The sequence below is a fragment of the Vibrio sp. 704 genome (assembly GCF_033339295.1).
This window is the reverse complement of record NZ_JAWOUH010000013.1, coordinates 98,366-119,501: the sequence shown is the minus strand read 5'-3', so window position 1 is coordinate 119,501 and position 21,136 is coordinate 98,366. Positions and strand designations below refer to the sequence as shown.

The window sequence follows — 21,136 nt, the reverse complement described above, 5'->3', positions numbered from 1 at the left end:
TTGGCGCTGGACTAAACAAAGGCCCCCTTTTAGGGGGCTCACACAAAGCCACCTTCTTTAGAAGGTGGTAATTTACTGGGGAAGCGTTAAAGGTATGCAGTTAGCTTTCTACAATTACACGAGTGTCTTCACTCAGAGATTCTAACTCATTGGCTATGTCTTCAATTTCTAGCTCGCTAGGTAGTTTTATCGCCATTTTAGCGCTGAATAAGCTAGAGCTTACCCCTCCGCCTCCAGCAATGAATACACGCTGACAATCCATATCTAAAATTGAGATACCTTGATTATCGAGAACGTGAGTAATTTCATTCACAATACCCGCTCTATCGTTGGCATCTAAACGAAGTTGGAAGATAGTGTCTTCACGATATGAATGAGGTTCAGAGTCGACGAACCTAACAACAAGAGTCTGACAAGAAGAGAACGCCTGTTTAACGATGTCGGCATTTTCTCTTGGAAGCTCTACTTTGATGGCACCTGCAACTTGGTCTTCGATAAAGTTTACTTTGCTGATCAGCCATTTCCCGCCGTTTTCGTGTGTGATTGCAGCGAGCTCTTTAATCGTGGCGGGTGACGCTTGTCCGACAAAATTAACAATAAATACGGTGTTCATAATGTCCCCTCCTGGAATCAAGGTTTGGACGCAGTACGAATAAACGTGCTACTTAAGTTATTGGAATAAATCCTTTTATTTAGTGTAGGTGCTAAGGGCGGGTAATGTTTGATGAAAGTCAATTTTTAACACTAATTCGTGATGCAAATAATTAAAACAATGTTCAGAGCACAAAAAAGCAGCCATCGTAAGGCTGCTTTTTACCGAGTATCAACTTAGGATTAGAAGGTTACTTTTAACTCGACACCATAAAATTGACTGTCATAGTTTGCGCCTGCGTCCATGGCGAATTTTGCAACATCTTGGTTTCCAAACCAAGGTGATGAATTGAATTGTAGTTCTGCACTACCGCCCCATGCATCAGTTACCCAATAATGAATATGTCCAACAGGGTTTAAGAAGAAGAGCGAAACATCACCTGCGGTTTCAGAGCCCATAACTTCGCCGCCGTTTGCAATAATGTCTTGCTCAGCCGTTAACATCATTTCACCAACAACAGCACCAAAGAATGGTGTGATAAAAATATCCTGCCAAGATGGTACTTCTGCGAACGCCTCCACGCCATACTCCCAAAAGAACGTCGACATAGTTGCGGAGTACAAAAACGACTGAAATTCATTATAGCCAGCGTGACGTGCTGCCGTGTAGTAAACGCCGCCAAAATATGGGTGCATGATGTAGTTGAGGACATGTTCATCGCGATCCCAAACGGGGCCGTCAGAGACATTATCTTTCCACTTTTGCCCCAACTTACTCATGTCTCGGTCTTCTTCGTCCCATTTGGTGATACTTTCTGGAAGAAAAGTCATCATGCCTACGGTCGCGATACTGAGACCTAGAATGGTGTAGGTTTGACCCATCAGATAATCCCAGTCTTTATCTTGAGGGATGATGAGATGTTTAGGCTGAAGCCCTGCGTCAAGGTTTAGCGAATCATCATTATTCTGTTCATACATAACACCGCGATTTTGAGCCTCGAAGGTGTACAGAGTCGTCGTTTCGCAGTAACCTGACAAGCAATCAGGTGTGTAAGAAAACTCTGTATGACGGCTTAGGTCATAGTGACTTGCTTGCGCAAGCGCTGACGAAGCCAAGCAAAGGCCTGTTAGAGTCGTCTTGAACATGGATGATTTTGACACAAAGGTCTCCGAGTTAATGGTGTATGTTCGGGCTCGTAATTATCCCTCAAAACATCAATCATTTAAACACTTGACCCTTATTTAGTCCCAACAAACCTCGGCGAGATTTGTCCAAATAAAAAGAAAAATAAGCGCTATAACGAAAATAGGATTGTGCTTACGTTCAGGAGTCAGTTGTGAAAATAGCAATGCTTAGTACTGGTGAGGAAGTCCTCCACGGTGATATTGTTGATACTAATGCGGCATGGTTGTCTAGCCTGTTTTATCAACATGGATTTGGCTTAACAAAGCGCTCAACGGTTGGTGATAGCCTATCGAGTTTGGTTGAAGAGTTTTTAATGCTCAGCTTTAACAACGATGTGGTTATTGTTAATGGTGGTTTAGGCCCTACAACGGATGACATGAGTGCCGCCGCCGCCGCGAGAGCCGCCGATTGTAAACTGGTGCTATTCAAAGAGTGGTTGCAGCATCTAGAAAGTTTGTATGCTCGACGTGGCATCCCTATGCCGGACAGTAATTTAAAGCAAGCGATGCTGCCAGAAACAGCAGAGATATTGGACAACCCGATAGGCACTGCTTGCGGTTTCAAAATGCTGATTAATGATGCCATTTTTTATTTCACACCGGGGGTACCAAGTGAATTTAAGCTCATGGCAGAGACGCAAATTCTTCCCGATCTGAGAAGAGTGTTTCCAGATGTGCAAGGTTCATGTTGTAGTCGAATCTACACGTTTGGTCTGTCTGAATCCGGTATTTCAGATAAGCTAGATCAGCTAAAACTTCCTCAAGGCTATGAGCTAGGGTATCGCTCTTACTTGCCTTTTATTGAAGTGAAACTTTTTGGTCCTTCAGATCAGCTTGAACAGCGTTTGAAACTCGTACAGATAATTAATAAACACCTTGAGAGTAATACCGTTAGTATTGATTTACCTATGGTTGAAAATGTCGGCCAGTTGTTGGTCGATAAAGGACTAACAGTGTCGACCTCCGAAAAAAGTAGCGGAGGATACTTAACGTACTGGCTAAACGGTGATGAAAACGCTGAAAAGCAACTAGGGCATGGTTGGATACTACCGAGCCTGACTCAAGCGATGGCCAACAGCGGAGATCCATTAGCAGAGACGTTTGCTCTGGCTGGCGCTACGCGAGAGAAGTGTGGGACGGATTTATCACTCGTTACTGGCCATATTGAAGAGGGTGTTTTTTCCGTCGCTTTATCGACACCGTCAGGCGAGTGGGGAGCATTATATAAACTCTCGAAAAAGTATCAGCGCAATGATCAAGTTAAAGTGATCAGCACGGCAGCACTAGACTTGTTGCGTCGCTACCTAGAACGTAAACCGATGTTTGCGCATTATGCATTTTTAGAGAAAGTTAAAGAGATGCACCTCCCGAGCAGTGCTTTATAACCAAAGCTCTATACAGTAGTCTGAGAGACAAAACACAGAGACAAAAAAGCCAAGGTGATTACCTTGGCTTTTGCATTTTATACCGTCGAGTCAACGTTATGCGCGCTGCTTTTCTTTCATCGCGTAGTTAACGCCGCTAAGTGACAAATCTGATTTTGCTTTACAGATACAAGGTAATATTTCATCACTTTGTGTGTAAGCCATGGCAAAACCAACATACTCCACTTCACCAGACTCCAATTTGCAGCGACAGGCGCCGCAGTGCCCATCACGGCAGTTGTATTCTGGTAATAGGCCAGCTTGCTCCATTGTTTCCAAAATCGTATTGGAAGGGTTGGATTCAATGCTGATCAGTTTGTTGATTTTGAGTGTTGCCATTACAGCTCGAATCCTTCGAAGTCATCTGCGCGAACTTCATTGTCAATTTGACCCACAAGGTAAGAAGAGATTTCTGCTTCTTGAGGCGCAACTTGAACGTTATCTGAAGACAACCAAGCGTTAATCCATGGAATTGGGTTAGTTGTTGCTTCTGGATACGCTGCTGGTAGACCTACCGCTTGCATACGAATATTTGTGATGTATTCAACGTATTGGCTTAGGATGTCTTTGTTTAGACCGATCATAGAGCCATCTTTGAATAGATACTCTGCCCACTCTTTTTCTTGCTCAGCCGCTTCTTTGAATAGGTCAAAACAGTCCTGTTTTGCCTCTTCTGCGATTTGCATGAAAGTGAAGTCATCTTGACCGTTACGTAGCAGGTTGATCATGTGCTGCGTGCCGTTTAAGTGAAGTGCTTCGTCACGAGCGATCAGCTTGATGATTTTCGCGTTACCTTCCATTAGTTCGCGTTCTGCGAAAGCGAAAGAACATGCGAAACTTACGTAAAAACGAATAGCTTCTAATGCGTTAACAGACATCAGACAGATGTACAGCTTCTTCTTAAGATCGTACAGACTAACCTTAACCGTTTCACCGTTAAGGACATGCTCACCTTCACCGTAGCGATGGTAATCATTCGTCGCTTGAATCAAATCGTCGTAGTAGTGCGCGATGTCTTTTGCACGCTTCAGAATGTGCTCGTTCTCAACGATATCATCAAACACTACAGCAGGGTCGTTCACGATGTTACGAATAATGTGTGTGTAAGAACGAGAGTGAATCGTTTCAGAGAAAGACCAAGTCTCAATCCAAGTCTCTAGTTCTGGTAGAGACACAAGCGGCAGCAGTGCCACGTTAGGGCTGCGGCCTTGGATAGAGTCAAGAAGCGTTTGGTACTTCAAGTTAGAGATGAAGATGTGCTTCTCGTGATCTGGCAGTTTGTTGTAATCGATACGGTCGCTAGATACGTCTACTTCTTCTGGACGCCAGAAGAAAGAAAGTTGTTTCTCGATAAGTTTTTCGAAAATCTCAAACTTTTGTTGGTCGTAACGTGCAACGTTTACTGATTGACCTAGGAACATTGGTTCCTTCAATTGGTCATTCTTTTTTTGGTTAAAAGTACTGTAAGCCATAATGCCTCAATTCCTTTTAAACCTCCCCGTGAGGGGGAGGTTATCGATAGTCTGTCTTTACGGGTTCGCTAGGTACGGGAAGATTAAATCTTACAACCGCCGCCAGCACAATCGTCATCTTGTGGTTGAACAGCGTCTTTCTGTTCATCTTTCGCGCCATCACGAGTGTTGTGGTAGTAAAGCGTTTTCACACCAAACTTATACGCTGTTAGCAGGTCTTGAAGTAGTTTCTTCATTGGAACCTTGCCAGTCTCGTAACGTGACGGGTCGTAGTTAGTATTAGCAGAGATAGCTTGGTCAACAAACTTCTGCATAATACCCACAAGGTGTAGATAACCGTCGTTCGAACCGATATTCCAAAGCAGTTCATAGCTGTCTTTAAGTTCTGTGAACTCAGGTACAACTTGCTTCAGGATACCGTCTTTCGAAGCTTTTACTGAAACGTAACCACGTGGTGGCTCAATACCGTTAGTTGCGTTTGAAATCTGAGAAGAAGTCTCAGAAGGCATTAGTGCAGTCAGTGTTGAGTTACGTAGGCCGTGCTCCATAATTTCTTTACGTAGGCTGTCCCAGTCGTAGTGCAGCGCTTCGTCACAAATTAGATCGATATCTTTCTTATACGTATCAATCGGCAGTAAGCCTTTCGCGTAGTTCGTCTCGTCGAATGAAGGACACTTACCTTGTTCTTTCGCCAGTGCTACAGATGCTTTCAATAGGTAGTACTGTATTGCTTCGAACGTACGGTGAGTTAGGCCGTTCGCGCTACCGTCAGAGTATTTCACGCCATTCTTCGCTAAGTAGTAAGCAAAGTTAATCACACCAACACCTAGCGTACGACGGTTCATAGTCGATTTGTATGCCGCTGGTAGAGGGTAATCTTGGTAATCAAGCAGTGCATCTAACGCACGAACAACAAGATCGGATAGCTCTTCGAAATCATCTAGAGACTTGATAGCACCTAAGTTGAATGCAGAAAGCGTACACAGTGCGATCTCGCCTGAGTCATCTTCAACGTTAGTTAATGGTTTCGTTGGCAGTGCGATTTCTAAACATAGGTTCGACTGACGAACTGGAGCGACTTCAGAATCAAATGGGCTGTGAGTATTACAGTGGTCCACGTTCTGGATGTAGATACGACCCGTTGATGCACGCTCTTGCATTAGCAGAGTGAACATTTCAATCGCTTTAACCGTTTCTTTCTTGATTGAAGGATCGTTCTCGTACTTCACGTATAGACGCTCAAACTCTTCTTGGTTTTCGAAGAATGCGTCGTACAGACCAGGTACATCAGATGGTGAGAATAGCGTAATATTGCCGCCTTCAACTAAACGTTGGTACATCAGTTTGTTTAACTGAACACCGTAGTCCATGTGACGAACACGGTTTTCTTCAACACCACGGTTGTTCTTAAGTACCATTAGTGAGCGTGCTTCACCGTGCCACATTGGGTAGAACACAGTAGCTGCGCCACCACGTACACCACCTTGTGAACAACATTTTACTGCTGTTTGGAAGTACTTGTAGAACGGAATACAACCAGTGTGGAATGCTTCACCACCGCGAATTTCTGAGCCTAATGCACGGATACGACCTGCGTTGATACCAATACCAGCGCGCTGAGATACGTAACGAACAATTGAGCTTGCTGTTGCGTTAATAGAATCAAGACTGTCGCCACACTCGATCAGAACACATGAGCTGAACTGGCGAGTAGGGGTACGCACGCCAGACATAATTGGCGTAGGTAGAGAAATCTTAAATGTCGATGTCGCATCGTAGAAACGTTTGATGTAATCAAGACGCGTCGCTTTTGGATATTTCGCAAATAAGCACGCTGCTACAAGGATGTATAAGAACTGAGCACTTTCGTAAATTTGGCCCGTAACACGGTTCTGTACGAAGTACTTACCCTCTAGCTGCTTAACTGCCGCGTATGAGAAGTTTAGGTCGCGTTTATGGTCGAGGTACGCATCAAGTTCGTCGAGTTCTGCTTTTGTGTAGTCTTCTAGAATATGTTGATCGTACTTACCCATATCGACGAGGCGAGACACGTGATCATAAAGCGTTGGTGGCTCGTATTGGCCATACGCTTTTTTACGCAGATGGAATACCGCTAGGCGAGCAGCTAGGTATTGGTAATCCGGAGTCTCTTCAGAGATCAGGTCTGCCGCAGACTTGATGATTGTCTCGTGAATATCTGTCGTTGTGATGCCGTCGTAAAACTGGATGTGAGCGCGAAGTTCTACTTGAGAAACCGAAACATTATCTAGACCTTCTGCAGCCCAAGTGATAACGCGGTGGATTTTATCCAGATCGATACTTTCTTTACGGCCATCACGCTTGGTGACGGTAAGTTGTTGGTTCATTCTGCTTTATTTCCCTAAGAAAACTGATAAAAGCCGTATTTTTGTTTGTTTATGTGCAATATGAGTAAAGCTTGCGGCGGCTTTGTGATCAAAGTCTATCTATATATTGTCGCTTAAACACAACATATAGGGGTTCATTTGTTTGCGGGTTACAAGATAGTGCTATTACACTGATTTATCAAGGTACAGATCGGGGATGACTTGTGGATAACTGACAAAATGAAAAAAATCAGTAAGTGAACACTAACCGATGAGAAAAGGGCAGACTTGAATGGTTAAAAGTACGGTTTCGAGATCGGTTTAGAAATAACCGCATGCAAAAATATTTTCCTTGATCTTTGGCCGTTTTTATCTACGAAAAATGGCTTGGTCAAAATGGAATCTAGAGCACGAATTTTAGCCATAAAAAGACAAAAAAAGCGGCAACTTTGTGCTACCGCTTCCGATTCATTTTCTTTAAAAAATGTCAATCACAAAACTCATTTTTTAACTTAATAGCGTTCAGTATTTTTTAGTATGAACGATGTAGTTTACATCTACATTACGACCGAGTTTGTAGCTATCATTTAGAGGGTTGTAATGAAGCCCAGTAATGCCCATTTCCGTCAGGTCAGTTTGGTCTATCATCTTCATCATTTCGGCTGGCTTGATAAACTTATCGTGCTCATGAGTGCCTTCAGGAACAATCTTAAGAAGCTTCTCAGCACCGACAATAGCAAATAAGTACGACTTAATGTTTCGGTTCAAAGTTGAGAAAAACACGTGACCACCGGGTTTGACTAGCGCAGCACAAGAGCGGATAACGGAGAGAGGATCTGGAACGTGTTCAAGCATCTCCATACAAGTCACGACATCGTAAGTTCCTGCGTTTTCTATAGCGTGGTCTTCTATTGTGCTCTGAATGTAGGTCAGTTGAGTGCCTGTTTCTAATGCATGTAGTCGCGCGACTTCTAATGGTTCTTTACCCATATCAAGTCCCGTCACAATAGCGCCTTCTTTTGCCATGCTTTCAGCAAGAATGCCACCACCACAGCCGACATCAAGTGTTCGCTTGCCAAACAAGCCATTTGCTTTTTCAAGTACATAGTTCAAACGAAGTGGGTTAATTTGATGAAGCGGCTTAAACTCGCCTTCTAAATCCCACCATCGAGAAGCCATGTCCTCGAATTTCTTAATTTCACTTGGGTCGACGTTTTGTGCTTTAGTCATAATTGGTTTTATTGCATTCAATCTGAGTCCTTTAGAGGGCGCCAGTATACTCCAACGTTTTACACCCAAACAACCTCGATGTGCTTAGTTAAGGGACAATGACAGAGTTCACTGGCGCGGCAATCGAGACAGGTGCCTGTAATTTGTAAAGCGCTAACTATTGTTTTTGGTTCATCCTTGAACTGGTGCCAGTGATAATAACTCTAAAACCTGCATTTTCGCGTTGTGTGGTTAAAGGAATTTACCTCGCTTTTCCGCGTAAAGGGTCCGATTTTGCTCAATATTGACCGAAATATAACCACTAATCAGAAAGATATGGGATGAGTGTGCAAATTCTCGACATTTGATTCATAACCAAGCTCACAACCTGATAAAAGGAGAGGGAAAGTGATGCCGAAGTGATGAATTGTGTGTTATATTTTTGCACCTTACACGTATCGTAATTACGATCAGATAATAGAGGGATAATGGCTCTATGAGCGATTTAGCTAAAGAGATCACGCCCGTAAACATTGAAGATGAGCTTAGAGGTTCATACCTAGACTATGCGATGTCAGTCATCGTGGGTCGTGCTCTTCCAGATGTGCGTGATGGCCTAAAACCAGTACACCGCCGCGTTTTATTCGCGATGAACGTACTAGGCAACGATTGGAACAAACCATATAAAAAATCAGCCCGTGTTGTCGGCGACGTAATCGGTAAATATCACCCACATGGTGATAGTGCTGTGTACGACACAATCGTACGTATGGCTCAGCCGTTCTCGCTTCGTTACATGCTGGTCGATGGTCAAGGTAACTTTGGCTCGATCGATGGCGACTCTGCTGCGGCAATGCGTTACACCGAAGTTCGAATGGCAAAAATTGCCCATGAACTATTGGCTGACCTAGACAAAGAAACCGTAGACTACGTACCAAACTACGACGGTACTGAGCAGATCCCAGCGGTTCTTCCAACTAAAATTCCAAACCTATTGGTTAACGGTGCTTCTGGTATCGCAGTAGGTATGGCAACCAACATCCCGCCTCATAACCTTGGCGAAGTGATTGATGGCTGTCTTGCATACATCAATAATGAAGAAATCACTATTGATGAACTAATGGATTACATTCCTGGTCCTGATTTCCCAACGGCGGCGCTTATCAGCGGTCGTAAAGGCATTGTAGACGCGTACAAAACAGGTCGCGGCAAAATCTACATGCGTTCGAAAGCGGACATCGAAGTGGAGAAGAATGGTAAAGAGACCATTATCGTCACTGAAATTCCTTACCAGGTGAACAAAGCTCGCTTGATCGAAAAGATCGCTGAGCTAGTTAAAGATAAGAAAGTAGAAGGTATCAGTGCACTGCGCGACGAGTCAGATAAAGACGGTATGCGCATTGTTATTGAGTGTAAGCGCGATGCTGTGGGCGAAGTAGTTCTAAACAACCTTTACGCTCAGACTCAGCTGCAAACCACTTTCGGTATCAACATGGTGGCCCTAAACAATGGCCAGCCACAGCTATTCAACCTAAAAGATATGTTGAAGTGCTTTGTTGATCACCGTCGTGAAGTTGTGACACGCCGTACTATTTTCGAACTGCGTAAAGCGCGTGAACGTGCTCATATCCTTGAAGGTTTAGCTCTAGCGCTTGCTAACATTGATGAAATTATTGAGCTTATCCGTAAGGCACCTACACCGGCTGAAGCAAAAGCGGGTCTTATCGCTCGTGGTTGGGATTTAGGCAACGTTTCAGCAATGCTAGAGCGTGCTGGTACAGATGCTGCGCGCCCTGAATGGCTAGAGCCTGAATACGGTATTCGTGATGGTCAGTACTTCCTGACTGAGCAACAAGCACAAGCTATCCTAGATCTACGTTTACATAAACTAACAGGTCTAGAACACGAGAAGATTCTTGGCGAATACAAAACACTTCTAGAAGAAATCGCTGAACTCATGCATATCCTTGCGAGCACTGAGCGTTTGATGGAAGTGATCCGTGAAGAACTTGAAGCGGTTCGTGACGGCTTTGGTGACGCTCGTCGTACAGAAATCACAGCTGCGAGCCATGATATTGACATGGAAGAGCTGATCGCACGTGAAGACGTTGTGGTTACTCTATCTCACGGTGGTTACGTTAAGTACCAAGTACTGAGCGACTACGAGTCACAGCGCCGTGGTGGTAAAGGCAAGAGTGCGACTAAGATGAAAGATGAAGACCATATCGAGCGTCTTCTAGTGGCGAATACCCACGATAACATCTTGTGTTTCTCTACTCGTGGTAAAACATACCGCCTGAAAGTTTACCAATTGCCTCTAGCGAGCCGTACTGCGCGTGGTAAGCCAATCGTAAACATCCTTCCACTCGAAGAAGGTGAGCGCATTACCGCGATTCTACGTGTTGATGAATTCTCTGAAGACAAATTCATCTTCATGGCAACAGGTGACGGTACGGTTAAGAAAACGCCGTTGAACCAGTTTGCAAACGTACGTTCAAACGGCCTAATCGCTGTGAACCTACGTGAAGACGATTCGTTAATCGGTGTGGATATCACTAACGGCGAAAATGAAATCATGCTGTTCTCTAAAGCGGGTAAAGTGGTTCGCTTTAAAGAAGCAGAAGAGATTCCAGTACTTGATGAAAATGGTAAACCAGTTCTTGATGAGAATGGTCAGCCAGAGATCAAGTTTAAAGGTGTTCGTCCTATGGGTCGTACCGCCTCTGGTGTTCGTGGTATGAAACTGGCTGAAAATGACCAAGTTGTATCACTTATTGTTCCTTCGCACGAAGGCGACATCCTAACGGTTACAGAAAACGGTTATGGTAAACGCACAGCACTTAGCGAGTACCCGACAAAAGGTCGTGGCACTCAAGGTGTAGTTTCTATCAAAGTTTCTGAGCGAAATGGCCCGGTAGTTGGTGCTATCCAGGTTGTTGAAGGTGATGAAATGATGATGATCACCGACGCTGGCACGTTAGTACGTACTCGTGTGGGTGAAGTTAGCCAAGTTGGTCGTAACACACAAGGTGTAACGCTTATCCGTACTGCGGAAGATGAATCAGTTGTTGGTTTGCAACGTATTGAAGAAGTTGATGATGAAGAGCTGCCTGCTGATGAAGATGCAGAAGCGTTAGAGTCAACAGACGAAAATACGCAGCAAGACGCTCCAGCTGCTGATGATGCAGAGGAAGGTAACGAAGAGTAATCTTACATCGTTATCCTGATATGAAAAGCCGAGCCTTAGTTGCTCGGCTTTTTTGTATCTGTATCAACGCATTTAAAGTAAGAAATGCGTACACTGACGTTATCTTTGTTTACAGGACGTGTTATGTCTGTTTGGTTTTTCGCTGCCATCACTCTGATGGGGCTGTTTATCGTACTCTTATCACTGAGTGCATCAAAAGTTAAACCTGCTCAATGGTTTGGCTTTTGCCTGTTAGTACTTGTCGTGACGAGTGCCAGTTTCTTATTGCTGCATCAAACTCCGCCTAAATCAATACAAGCGGAAATGTCACGAATGATGACTGCTCGTGACATCATGAAAGAGATTCAAGACCAGTTGCGTGAAGATCCGAACAACGCTGAATTGTGGTTCCAACTCGGGCAGGGCTACCTGCTAGAGGGGGAATTTGATGGCGCGCTGATTTGTTTTGATTACGCGATCCAACTGACTGAGCCAGTCAGTGCCACGCAACTTGCCGCAAAAGCGACGACCTTGTACTACATTCACCAGCAATCAATGACGCAAGAAGTTAGCTTGCTTTTGGAGCAAGCTTTGCAGATAGAACCGCACAATGAAGCCGCTTTGTCTTTGATCGCAAATGATCATTTTCTGTCATTCCGATTTCAGGAAGCGATTGATGCCTGGGTACTATTATTAGATTCTAATGATCCAAATTTAGATAGGGTGCAAATCATTAACTCTATTAACAAAGCAAAAGAGCTGTTGTAAGCGTACAATTTAACAAGCGATAGAGGGAAAGGTGGGCAACGAATGAAAAATAAAGCACTAAGCATATTGGTTTTGCTGTGCGGCTCTGTGCTGGCGGGTTGTAGCTCTTCCGATCATTCTGGCTCTTCCTCTACGGTTTATTATTCATCGGGTTACTACGACCCGTGGTGGTACGATCATGACGACTACTGGATTTATTACTATCCGGGCTGTTGCGATAACGACGATGAATACAAAGAGAAACTGGAAGAGTGGTGGAATGGTTTAGATGAAGACCAACAGCAATCCATCAAAGACAAAATCGAAGATTGGAAAGACGACGATATGTCCGCCAATATCGATAACATGAAACGCCAACTTGACGATCATTGGCAATCACTGCCTGACGAGCAAAAGCAAGAGATTCGAACCCAATGGGAGAATCGTCCGGAGCATATTGAACCAGCGACTTTACAAGGCAAGGCGGTGAAAGAAAAGGTTCAACAAAGAAAAGCATTACCGGAAACGAAGATCCAGCGTCCAGTTGCTCGTCCAAATGTGCAGATACCTAAAGCACGTCCAAATATTCAACCTAGACCTAGGCTTCCTCGTCGCTAGTACATTCGATTTTTGTCTCTCGATAGAATCAGGATGAAGAGATAAAGATAATAAAGAAAGAAAAGGGGCGTTCAGTACGCCCCTTGTTGTATCTATAAGTTAACCGTTGCCAGTTAGACTAATACGTGGCTTCGCGTTCAGCTGCTGCTTTATCCCACTCTGGCGCTACTGTTTCTAGGAAGTGTTTCTTGTCTGCGTTCATCTTATCCATATCCATGCCCAGTGCTTGTTGTGCTTTCGCTTTGGTCGAGATATCTGGAATTTGAACAGGGTCAGTAATGCCTTTGGTTGCCAGTAAACGAACCAATTTGGTACGGGCGTCAGCAGCGCGGTCAACTGCAGTACCTAGTACTTCAAGTGCTACCTCAGGAGCATGCATGTGAACACCGTGAGAAGCAATCGCGTAGTCCCAACGCCATTGTGCATGGCGAATATCTTGTAGGATAGGTTCCATCTCTGCTTCTGTTGCACCTGCTTTCCACGCTGCTCCTGCTTCAAAGTGTGCCGCTACGATTTGCTTCTCGGCGGTTAGCTTCATGTTCAGTACTTGCGCTTTGCGAGTCGAGACGATGCCTTGTAGCTGCTCTTTAGTTTGGGTATGGCATTGCGCACAGGTGTCTTCAAAACGATCAAATGGGTTACCCACTTTGTGGTCTGTGTACACCGTACCGTCTTCTTTGGTCACTTTAGGCATGTGGCAGTCCACACACACCACTTTGTTTTTACCATGAATACCCGCTCTCCAAGTTTCGAAACCTGGATGTTGCGCTTTTAGCATCGGCGCTTTAGATACGGCATGCGTCCAATCTTTGAAATTCAACGCGTCGTAGTATTTCTCCATGTCATTAACGGTGGTGCCCATATCCCATGGGAATTTAACCGCTTTAGTTGGGCCGGTGAAGTAGTATTCAACGTGACATTGAGCGCAGACCGATGCTTGCTTATCTAGGCGAGACTGTTCATCAAAGTTTTTACCAATAGTATCAAAAGCACGCTCGACGTATGGGCGAGTCAGTGCTAGCGCAGGTTCGCCTTTCTTGAAGGCTTCAGAGCCTGTGTTGTGGCAATCGGAACAACCGATAGGGTTGATGATTTCTGAGCCTAAGCGTGCCCATTTACCTTCGAAATAACCGTCTTCACCACGTTCATCAATCACGCGAGCAACGTCTGGGCTTTTACAGCTCCAGCACGCCATCGGCATAGGCCCGGACTTCTCGTCGGTTGGTGCGCCGGTACGTAAGGTTTGGCGAACATCATCAAGTGCGTAAAAGTGACCGCGCGCTTTGTTGTAGTCTTTCGCGAAGCCATAACCTGCCCACAGGATAACCATGTTTGGGTCTTCACTTAGAGCATCTTCAATGTGCTCACTTTCGGATGTTGCTTTCCAAGAATGGTATTGATCAGGGTGGTTCTGTTCAAAGACATCGTTACGAGGATCGATAAAATCCTTCTCTTCTGCCGCTAACGGAGCGTCAACCAAAAATAATTGGCTGGCGAATAAGGTCGCAACCGCAATAGGTGCGCTCATCCAGTGTTTTATGCTCACAGTGTTATCTCCATATTCGTTTTTATTAGCAGCGTTGTGAGGAGCTATTCCAAATAAGAACTGGAGATCTACGATTAATAATATTGCTTAATTGGATAGATGAAATAGTGAGTGAATCTTGTCTTGTTTTAGATCAATTTACACCAGTGATCTCAGTCATGTTTGAATTTATATACCTCTAAAGTGGTAGTTGTTAAGTCATTGTTCTGCAATGCTTTGGGTTTTTAACCTTTTTAAAAATAGGGTGATTTAGTTCGCTTTTTGAGCAGGCGTTTCTACCCCTTATGAATAATAGAGGTATTATAAATATAGGTTTAGCGTTGTGGCTTTCCGAAATAAGAATTGATGTCATTTGAAGATCTAAAAAATATCTTCAGAGGAAATTAATTGTCGCTCAAATAAATAATTGAGAATAGTTATCAATTATTATCGAGCTAAGGAAAGAACAATATGGGCAATATAAAATTGACCATAGAGACAATGCTGAAACTTCTCTTCGTCTTTGCCATCTATGGTTTCTCCATCGCCGCCCATGCGACTTCTTCAGAGCCGATTGAAGGTGCTCAAGCTGAGCGTCATCAAGTCGAGTTGATCCGTGACCGTGACTACAAGTGTCTGCAATGTCATAAGGATGCAAAAGAGACTCTGAACCTTTCGCATGACCCGCAAGCTCTACTCAGCCAAGGGAAGCAACTTAATTGCACCAATTGCCATAGCAACATTGGTCCCGACCATCGTGAAGGTGCGCCTGATGTGATTAAGTTTTCTGCCGCGCAATCGAAAGAGGTACACGACAAAGTGTTCCTTGATCCAAGCATGATTCTTAAAGCCAACGGCCAATGTGTGGATTGCCACGCACCGACACAGCTGAGAGAAAGCCACTGGACGCACGATGTGCACGCCAAAAACCTCACTTGTTCAAATTGCCACGATGTACACGCAGCGAAAACCAAAGCGTTGTCGTACGACAGAAAACAACTGATCAAGCAGTGTGTGGATTGTCACTCTGAATTTGCCGTCGAACCTGAACTTGCCAAAGAAGAGGAGAGATAGCATGAAATGTTCGAGAAGAAACTTTTTAGCCGGCAGCGGCGCGTTGATTTTAACTACAGGCGTTGCAGGCACTTCCGTTGTTAGCTCCTCTCTCTATGCCAGCAACAGTGAACAAGCGAAACGCATGGGTATGGTTCATGATGAAAATGCCTGTATTGGCTGTACCGCTTGTACCGATGCTTGTCGCGAAGTAAATAAAGTCCCTGAAGGCGTAACGCGACTTAAAATTCATCGCAGTGAACCGATTGGCGAATTTCCAGATGTGGAATACCAGTTTACTCGCGAATCCTGTCAGCACTGTGATAACCCACCATGTGTGTACGTTTGTCCAACAGGCGCTGCATACAAAGATGAAGCGACCGGCATCGTGGATGTGCACAAAGAGAAATGTGTCGGATGTGGTTATTGCCTTGCCGCTTGCCCTTACCAAGTGCGCTTCTTTAATCCAGTCGATCACTCTGCGGATAAATGTAACTTCTGCCGTGATACCAACCTAGCGCAAGGTAAACAGCCAGCTTGCGTGGAATCTTGCCCAACAAAAGCACTCATCTTTGGTGATTTGAATGACCCAACTAGCGAGGTGAGCAAAGCTATCGAAAGCCATGTTGTCTATCGCGATAAATCGCATTTAGGTACGCAACCTAAACTGTACAAAATTCCGCATAGCAAAGGGGAGGTGTCATCATGAACGGCTTCGAAAGTGCATTCCACTTTGACTCGTTAGTCTGGGATTGGATCATCGCGATTTACTTATTCCTTGCTGGGATGTCAGCAGGTGCGGTGATGATTTCTATCTATTTAAAACGCAAAGTGATTGAAGGTGATCCCGCAAACAACGGCATCATGAAAGCTATGGCTTGGCTTGCGCCATTTGGCATCATTGCTGGGTTGGCAATTTTGATTTTCCATTTAACCAAGCCTTTAGAGTTTTGGAAGATCATGATCTACTACAACCCAACGTCTGTGATGTCGATGGGCGTGATCTTGTTCCAAGTGTACATGCTGGTGCTGTTTGTTTGGATCGGCGTTATCTTCCGCCATCAAATCATCAGCTTTTGTGAGGGTAAGTTACCGAGCAAACTGTTGGATTTTGCCGATGGCATTTTGATTAAGGCGGGGAAAGCCAACAACGCAATTGAATTGTTCTTGGGCTTCTTAGCCATCGTGCTTGCAGCGTACACTGGCTTTCTATTGTCTGCATTGAAGACTTACCCAATGCTAAACAATCCAGTACTGCCAATCTTGTTCCTGTTCTCTAGTTTGTCCTCGGGTGCAGCGGCATGCTTGATGTTCGGCATCTTGGTGTTTAAAGAGTCGACCAGCAGCCCAAGTGTGTCTTGGGTGCACGGATTTGAACGCCCTGTAGTGTTGTTTGAGTTGTTTGTCTTAGTGACATTCTTTACTGGACTGATCTTCAGCGGTGGTCAGAACGAAGTCGCGGCTTGGAATGCTATTTCGAGTGGATTCTGGGCTCAATGGTTCTGGGTTGGCGTAGTGTTCATCGGCATGATTACGCCTTTGACTCTCAATTGGTTAACGCCTTCAGAAGTGCGCCACAAAGGCAGTTACGTTTTTGTGGTCACGACGTTGAGCTTGGTTGGCGTACTTATGCTACGTACTTTCATTCTCTATGCCGGTCAAATGACCATAGTGTAAGGGGGAAAAATGGAGGCTGAGCTAGGGTTCTTCTTACTGATATTGGTGGCTGTAACATCGACTTGTGCATCGTTGCTGCATTGGCTACGTCGTGCTATGGGTAAGAAGGCGACATTGCCGCATCAAGTCGCGATGTCCCACATCATTAGCTTAGCTTCCATCATTTGTTTAGCACTTCTGATCGTCTGCTTCGTGCAAGACAACTTCGCGTTGGAATATGTTGTTACGCATTCCAACAGTCAACTTCCCGTGGCGTTCAAAATTGCTGCCGCTTGGGGTGGGCACCAAGGCTCCATGTTGTTTTGGGTCGTCACCTTGAGTTTATGGGCGTCGTTTATTGCATTTAAGTCACCGCTCAACGCCCAATATACTTGTGACTGTTTAGGAATCATGAACGTTCTTATTGCGACATTTGCTTGGTTCACGTTAATGACCTCTAACCCGTTCGAGTATGCCCAAGTATTGGCGTCGGAAGGACGAGATCTAAACCCAATGTTGCAAGATGTTGGGCTTATCATTCATCCACCATTGCTTTATCTCGGTTATGTCGGTTACGCAGCAATATTAGCTTTTGCATTAGCAGCGCTATTGGGTAAACAACCGATGAGCGATTGGTATGTGGTTGCTCGAAGCGCAGCGTTTTTTGCATGGGGAACGCTCACGTTGGGTATCTTGGTGGGATCATGGTGGGCGTACAATGAGCTAGGGTGGGGCGGCTGGTGGTTTTGGGACCCTGTGGAGAACGCTTCTCTACTACCTTGGCTTACTGGTACTGCTTTGTTGCACAGCGGTGTTGTCGCAACACGTAACAGAGGCGCAATTTGGAGCACCTATGCACTGGCGTTTGCTACGTTCAGCCTAAGCATTTTAGGGACATTCGTGGTGCGCTCTGGCGTGCTGACTTCAGTGCATGCTTTTGCGGTGGACCCAACTAAGGGTTTAGTGCTGCTTGGTGTATTGAGCTTGCTTATCATCATCACTTTTGGCGTATTGATTTTGCGAGGAGAACAACTCCCTCGCTTCAAACTTCAATCTCTAGCGAGCCGAGCTTACACTGCTTACATCGCCAAAGGGCTGCTGGTTATTGCGACTGCTATCGTTTTTCTTGGCACTTTTTATCCGATGGTTTATCAACTGCTCGGTTTAGGGAACATTTCAGTTGGCGCACCTTATTTTAATAGTCTGATCTTCCCATTAAGCATACTGGCTCTGATTTCCTTAGCTTTCACGCCGCTGCTGAAATGGACAAAAGGCACAGTGCCGAGTGTAAGCGCTGATATTGCGATCAGTATTGCGTTATCTCTTGTCTCTGGGATCGGGTTTATCTTCTTAGTGCACGCACTGCATTTCGAAGTATTGCTAACCATAACGTTGGCTACTTGGGTGATTGCGGCGCATCTCGTTATGCTGTTTCGTTGTTCCAATAAGCGCAAACTCATGCCAATCGTGATGGCACATATCGGTTTTGCGCTGGCGGTGAGTGGAGCTGTATTCAACAGTCACTACTCATATGAACACAGTTTACGTGTCGAACCCGGCAGTTCTCAACAAAGGGCGGGGATCACTATCGATTATCATGGTATCGAATGGCTGGTGGGGCCAAACTACACCGCTGAACAAGGACAGATCACCTTGCACTTGGAAGATGGCCGCATGCTCAATTTCAACCCGCAAAAGCGTCATTACCCTGTGCGAGTGATGAATATGACCGAGCCTGCGATTCGTTCACTATGGCATGGCGATTATTACGTGACATTGGGTGACAAAGTCGATACTCATGCTTATGCGATTAAAGTTCAGTACCGCGCAGGTATTTGGTGGATATGGTCTGGCGGGCTACTAGCTGTGTTTGGCGCGCTATTAACCGGCCTAAAGAAAAGGAGAGAGGCTATCAATGCGATCGAGAAATACGCTTAAACTCGCAGGTCTGTTTGTGGCTGTTGCCGTGTTTGCTGTAGTAACTGCGGTGGCTTTGTCTGAGGGACCACATGTTGAATTGTCCCCACAACGAAATTTAGAGACACCTAATTTTCGCTCTACTTCTCTGATCTCTGATGACATGGTTTCTGAGCAGTTGTTCAAAAGCGACGGATATAAATTATTGAATGTTTGGGCATCTTGGTGCGGAGTATGCAAACGAGAGCATGAAGAATTATTGCAGTTAGCAGAACTCGGTGTGCCTATTATTGGGCTGAATTATAGAGATCAAAAACAAGCCGCTCGTGAATATTTGAGCTCTAAACGAAATCCATATATTGAAGTAATTAGTGACCCTAATGGAAAGCTCGCTGTGGAGCTAGGTGTTATCGGAACGCCGGAAACTTACTTGATTGATCCAAATGGTCGTATATTGATCAAATATCGTGGAGAGCTAACGGCAGATAAATGGAACGATATATTTTCAGGATACTTGAATGTTTCGATTTAATAATCTTCTCCTCACTTTAATCCTATTTATACTATTTTCTCCTTTCACGAGAAGTGCGGATATAGAACAGAATGTTGATCTGTTTGAATTTCATTCTGTTGAAGTGCAACAGCGTGCAACCTCGTTAGCCAAGACATTGCGCTGCCCGCAGTGTCAAAACCAAAACCTTGTCGAGTCTAATGCACAAGCGGCTAAAGACCTGAGGTTGAAAGTGTATACGATGGCCAATGAAGGCAGCTCAGATCAAGAAATAAAGGACTATCTAGTTGCTCGTTATGGGAATATTGTTCTGTATCAACCACCATTAAATTATTCCACGGCGCTGTTGTGGATCTTTCCTGTGCTATTTTTGATCTTTTTTGTCTTATATTCGATCCGAATGGTGAAGCGTAATTAATGTGACCATTATTCCACTATTAAAAATAAATTGTGCACTTAACAAGCAGAATGTTATCATTTTTCCGAATTTATGAAGTTTCCAGTATAAAGAAAATAAAAATTTTGAGCTGGATAAGTAATAAAAGAACGAATAGGTGCACGCAGTGGATTCAGTTATATTACAACTTAAAAAAGACTTCTATTCGCAGATTCGTGCATTGCAATCACCGAACCTGCCTCAAGTTACTTCAACGCTCGCCGTGTTGACCGACGAGGAAATCCAAGAACTCGAAGCAGTTTGGATTGAACTCGCCGTTTGGAAGCGCAGTCAGACCCATTAAAAGATAGACCAAACGACCTTCTTGAAACCCCAGACAAAATTTGTCTGGGGTTTTTTATTGTAGTTTTTTTAAATTGTTATAATATAACAATTGTTCAGTTGGAGAGTGGTTCTCTTTTGCTGTCTTGAGTGGATAACTGCCCTCAATTGTGATCTCTATATTGCAAAATGCGGTATCAGTCCCCATAGTTGAAGAGCAACGAGTAAATCCCATGAATGCAATAACGAAAACGCATCAAGCGCATCAAGCAATAAATCGAGTGAGTATAGATATGGCGGAAGTACGTGCCAGAGTAGATTTTAAAGTCGGGGCAAAAAGTAACATTGATGCCGAAATTCTGTCTTTCCATGGTCTGAAGACAGACAAAGAGCATGTTGCTATTATCTTTAAACAAGCGGACCAAACTCAGGACATGCCTTTAGTTCGTATGCACTCTGAGTGTTTGACAGGCGATGTGTTCCACTCTTCACGCTGTGACTGTGGTGAGCAACTAGAAGAGACGATCAATCGCATGGGCGAGTCCGGTGGTATCATCTTGTATCTCCGTCAGGAAGGTCGTGGTATTGGTCTGTACAATAAGATCGATGCATACCGCTTACAAAGCCAGGGCATGAACACGTACGAAGCTAACAACCATTTGGGCTTTGATGATGACCTGCGTGATTTCACAGAAGCAGCACAAATGCTAGAAGCTTTAGGCGTGAATAAGATCCGCCTCGTGACGAACAACCCTAAGAAAATTCGTGAGTTATCTGAGTACGGAATTGAAATTGGCGAGGTTGTCAATACCTCTGCACATATCAAAGATGGCAACGAAAATTATCTGAAGGCAAAAGTCTCTCACGGAAAACATGACCTAAAGGTTTAATCCTAAAGATAAAACTGACAATAAAGTCTGTGAAAAACCTCATTTTTATGAGGTTTTTTTGTATCTGGAGTTGCAAATAAATTGTAAA

The 21,136-nt window shown here is 44.5% G+C and carries 19 protein-coding genes; 12 read left to right on the top strand and 7 right to left on the bottom strand.

From position 1 onward, the window contains the following. Positions 1-100: 100 nt before the first annotated feature. Together R7R24_RS17125 and R7R24_RS17120 are read right to left on the bottom strand one after the other, a co-directional pair. A complete protein-coding gene (locus R7R24_RS17125) occupies positions 101-613 on the bottom strand; it encodes a glycine cleavage system protein R (protein WP_318119564.1) in 513 nt (170 codons plus the stop codon). A gap of 221 nt (positions 614-834) precedes the next feature. After that, positions 835-1,737, bottom strand: a complete 903-nt coding sequence (locus R7R24_RS17120; protein ID WP_033905662.1) for a DUF3943 domain-containing protein — start codon at positions 1,735-1,737, stop codon at positions 835-837. 191 nt (positions 1,738-1,928) lie between these two features. Between R7R24_RS17120 and R7R24_RS17115 the strand changes: the two genes are divergently transcribed. After that, on the top strand, positions 1,929-3,161 hold the full coding sequence (locus R7R24_RS17115) for a CinA family nicotinamide mononucleotide deamidase-related protein (protein ID WP_054577688.1): 1,233 nt from the start codon (positions 1,929-1,931) through the stop codon (positions 3,159-3,161). 96 nt (positions 3,162-3,257) lie between these two features. Here R7R24_RS17115 and yfaE read toward each other — a convergent pair whose 3' ends face one another. The 4 genes from yfaE to ubiG all read right to left on the bottom strand — a co-directional run bounded on the left by yfaE (position 3,258) and on the right by ubiG (position 8,247). Then, positions 3,258-3,539: a class I ribonucleotide reductase maintenance protein YfaE gene (gene yfaE / locus R7R24_RS17110; protein WP_005376817.1), complete on the bottom strand. Its 282-nt coding sequence runs from the start codon at positions 3,537-3,539 to the stop codon at positions 3,258-3,260. Continuing rightward, positions 3,539-4,672, bottom strand: a complete 1,134-nt coding sequence (gene nrdB / locus R7R24_RS17105; protein WP_005376818.1) for a class Ia ribonucleoside-diphosphate reductase subunit beta — start codon at positions 4,670-4,672, stop codon at positions 3,539-3,541. The genes yfaE and nrdB overlap by 1 nt, the downstream gene beginning before the upstream one ends. Before the next feature lie 83 nt (positions 4,673-4,755). Then, complete coding sequence (gene nrdA, locus R7R24_RS17100) at positions 4,756-7,038, bottom strand: class 1a ribonucleoside-diphosphate reductase subunit alpha (RefSeq protein WP_017820470.1); 2,283 nt, start codon at positions 7,036-7,038, stop codon at positions 4,756-4,758. Between the two features lie 501 nt (positions 7,039-7,539). Then, the gene (gene ubiG, locus R7R24_RS17095) at positions 7,540-8,247 is read right to left on the bottom strand and encodes a bifunctional 2-polyprenyl-6-hydroxyphenol methylase/3-demethylubiquinol 3-O-methyltransferase UbiG (protein ID WP_017636129.1); all 708 of its coding nucleotides are present in this window, start codon (positions 8,245-8,247) and stop codon (positions 7,540-7,542) included. A gap of 475 nt (positions 8,248-8,722) precedes the next feature. On the opposite strand from ubiG, the gene gyrA reads away from it, so the two are divergent. The 3 genes from gyrA (at position 8,723) to R7R24_RS17080 (ending at position 12,778) form a co-directional block, all read left to right on the top strand. Further along, a complete protein-coding gene (gyrA, locus tag R7R24_RS17090; RefSeq protein ID WP_017636128.1) occupies positions 8,723-11,434 on the top strand; it encodes a DNA topoisomerase (ATP-hydrolyzing) subunit A in 2,712 nt (903 codons plus the stop codon). A gap of 123 nt (positions 11,435-11,557) precedes the next feature. Beyond that, the gene (locus R7R24_RS17085; RefSeq protein WP_017636127.1) at positions 11,558-12,181 is read left to right on the top strand and encodes a tetratricopeptide repeat protein; all 624 of its coding nucleotides are present in this window, start codon (positions 11,558-11,560) and stop codon (positions 12,179-12,181) included. A gap of 42 nt (positions 12,182-12,223) precedes the next feature. Further along, on the top strand, positions 12,224-12,778 hold the full coding sequence (locus R7R24_RS17080) for a hypothetical protein (protein ID WP_017636126.1): 555 nt from the start codon (positions 12,224-12,226) through the stop codon (positions 12,776-12,778). Positions 12,779-12,896: 118 nt separating this feature from the next. Here R7R24_RS17080 and nrfA read toward each other — a convergent pair whose 3' ends face one another. Continuing rightward, on the bottom strand, positions 12,897-14,324 hold the full coding sequence (nrfA, locus tag R7R24_RS17075; protein WP_170890387.1) for an ammonia-forming nitrite reductase cytochrome c552 subunit: 1,428 nt from the start codon (positions 14,322-14,324) through the stop codon (positions 12,897-12,899). Positions 14,325-14,774: 450 nt separating this feature from the next. On the opposite strand from nrfA, the gene nrfB reads away from it, so the two are divergent. From nrfB to R7R24_RS17035, 8 genes are all read left to right on the top strand, one after another. Further along, a complete protein-coding gene (nrfB, locus tag R7R24_RS17070; RefSeq protein ID WP_053306575.1) occupies positions 14,775-15,377 on the top strand; it encodes a cytochrome c nitrite reductase pentaheme subunit in 603 nt (200 codons plus the stop codon). Position 15,378: 1 nt separating this feature from the next. After that, positions 15,379-16,065 carry a cytochrome c nitrite reductase Fe-S protein gene (nrfC, locus tag R7R24_RS17065; RefSeq protein ID WP_017636123.1) on the top strand — a complete coding sequence of 229 codons (687 nt, stop codon included), beginning with the start codon at positions 15,379-15,381 and terminating at the stop codon, positions 16,063-16,065. Beyond that, positions 16,062-17,033, top strand: a complete 972-nt coding sequence (gene nrfD, locus R7R24_RS17060; protein WP_005386801.1) for a cytochrome c nitrite reductase subunit NrfD — start codon at positions 16,062-16,064, stop codon at positions 17,031-17,033. The genes nrfC and nrfD overlap by 4 nt, the downstream gene beginning before the upstream one ends. Before the next feature lie 9 nt (positions 17,034-17,042). Continuing rightward, positions 17,043-18,950: a heme lyase CcmF/NrfE family subunit gene (locus tag R7R24_RS17055; protein WP_206947077.1), complete on the top strand. Its 1,908-nt coding sequence runs from the start codon at positions 17,043-17,045 to the stop codon at positions 18,948-18,950. Continuing rightward, positions 18,928-19,461: a DsbE family thiol:disulfide interchange protein gene (locus R7R24_RS17050; RefSeq protein ID WP_062730522.1), complete on the top strand. Its 534-nt coding sequence runs from the start codon at positions 18,928-18,930 to the stop codon at positions 19,459-19,461. The genes R7R24_RS17055 and R7R24_RS17050 overlap by 23 nt, the downstream gene beginning before the upstream one ends. Further along, complete coding sequence (gene nrfF / locus R7R24_RS17045) at positions 19,448-19,858, top strand: heme lyase NrfEFG subunit NrfF (protein ID WP_025767282.1); 411 nt, start codon at positions 19,448-19,450, stop codon at positions 19,856-19,858. Before R7R24_RS17050 ends, nrfF begins: the two co-directional genes overlap by 14 nt. Before the next feature lie 145 nt (positions 19,859-20,003). Continuing rightward, complete coding sequence (locus R7R24_RS17040; protein ID WP_020480909.1) at positions 20,004-20,180, top strand: hypothetical protein; 177 nt, start codon at positions 20,004-20,006, stop codon at positions 20,178-20,180. Between the two features lie 271 nt (positions 20,181-20,451). After that, a complete protein-coding gene (locus R7R24_RS17035) occupies positions 20,452-21,048 on the top strand; it encodes a GTP cyclohydrolase II (RefSeq protein ID WP_025767283.1) in 597 nt (198 codons plus the stop codon). The last annotated feature ends 88 nt before the right edge of the window (positions 21,049-21,136 follow it).

Bases quoted from the DNA above. Each gene is read 5' to 3' on its own strand.
- nrfC (WP_017636123.1), top strand. From the start codon at position 15,379: ATGAAATGTTCGAGAAGAAACTTTTTAGCCGGCAGCGGCGCGTTGATT.
- R7R24_RS17050 (WP_062730522.1), top strand. From the start codon at position 18,928: ATGCGATCGAGAAATACGCTTAAACTCGCAGGTCTGTTTGTGGCTGTT.
- R7R24_RS17085 (WP_017636127.1), top strand. From the start codon at position 11,558: ATGTCTGTTTGGTTTTTCGCTGCCATCACTCTGATGGGGCTGTTTATC.
- nrfF (WP_025767282.1), top strand. From the start codon at position 19,448: ATGTTTCGATTTAATAATCTTCTCCTCACTTTAATCCTATTTATACTA.
- nrdA (WP_017820470.1), bottom strand. From the start codon at position 7,038: ATGAACCAACAACTTACCGTCACCAAGCGTGATGGCCGTAAAGAAAGT.
- yfaE (WP_005376817.1), bottom strand. From the start codon at position 3,539: ATGGCAACACTCAAAATCAACAAACTGATCAGCATTGAATCCAACCCT.
- nrfB (WP_053306575.1), top strand. From the start codon at position 14,775: ATGGGCAATATAAAATTGACCATAGAGACAATGCTGAAACTTCTCTTC.
- R7R24_RS17120 (WP_033905662.1), bottom strand. From the start codon at position 1,737: ATGTTCAAGACGACTCTAACAGGCCTTTGCTTGGCTTCGTCAGCGCTT.
- ubiG (WP_017636129.1), bottom strand. From the start codon at position 8,247: ATGACTAAAGCACAAAACGTCGACCCAAGTGAAATTAAGAAATTCGAG.
- gyrA (WP_017636128.1), top strand. From the start codon at position 8,723: ATGAGCGATTTAGCTAAAGAGATCACGCCCGTAAACATTGAAGATGAG.
- R7R24_RS17055 (WP_206947077.1), top strand. From the start codon at position 17,043: ATGGAGGCTGAGCTAGGGTTCTTCTTACTGATATTGGTGGCTGTAACA.
- R7R24_RS17125 (WP_318119564.1), bottom strand. From the start codon at position 613: ATGAACACCGTATTTATTGTTAATTTTGTCGGACAAGCGTCACCCGCC.
- R7R24_RS17035 (WP_025767283.1), top strand. From the start codon at position 20,452: ATGGCGGAAGTACGTGCCAGAGTAGATTTTAAAGTCGGGGCAAAAAGT.
- nrdB (WP_005376818.1), bottom strand. From the start codon at position 4,672: ATGGCTTACAGTACTTTTAACCAAAAAAAGAATGACCAATTGAAGGAA.
- nrfD (WP_005386801.1), top strand. From the start codon at position 16,062: ATGAACGGCTTCGAAAGTGCATTCCACTTTGACTCGTTAGTCTGGGAT.
- R7R24_RS17080 (WP_017636126.1), top strand. From the start codon at position 12,224: ATGAAAAATAAAGCACTAAGCATATTGGTTTTGCTGTGCGGCTCTGTG.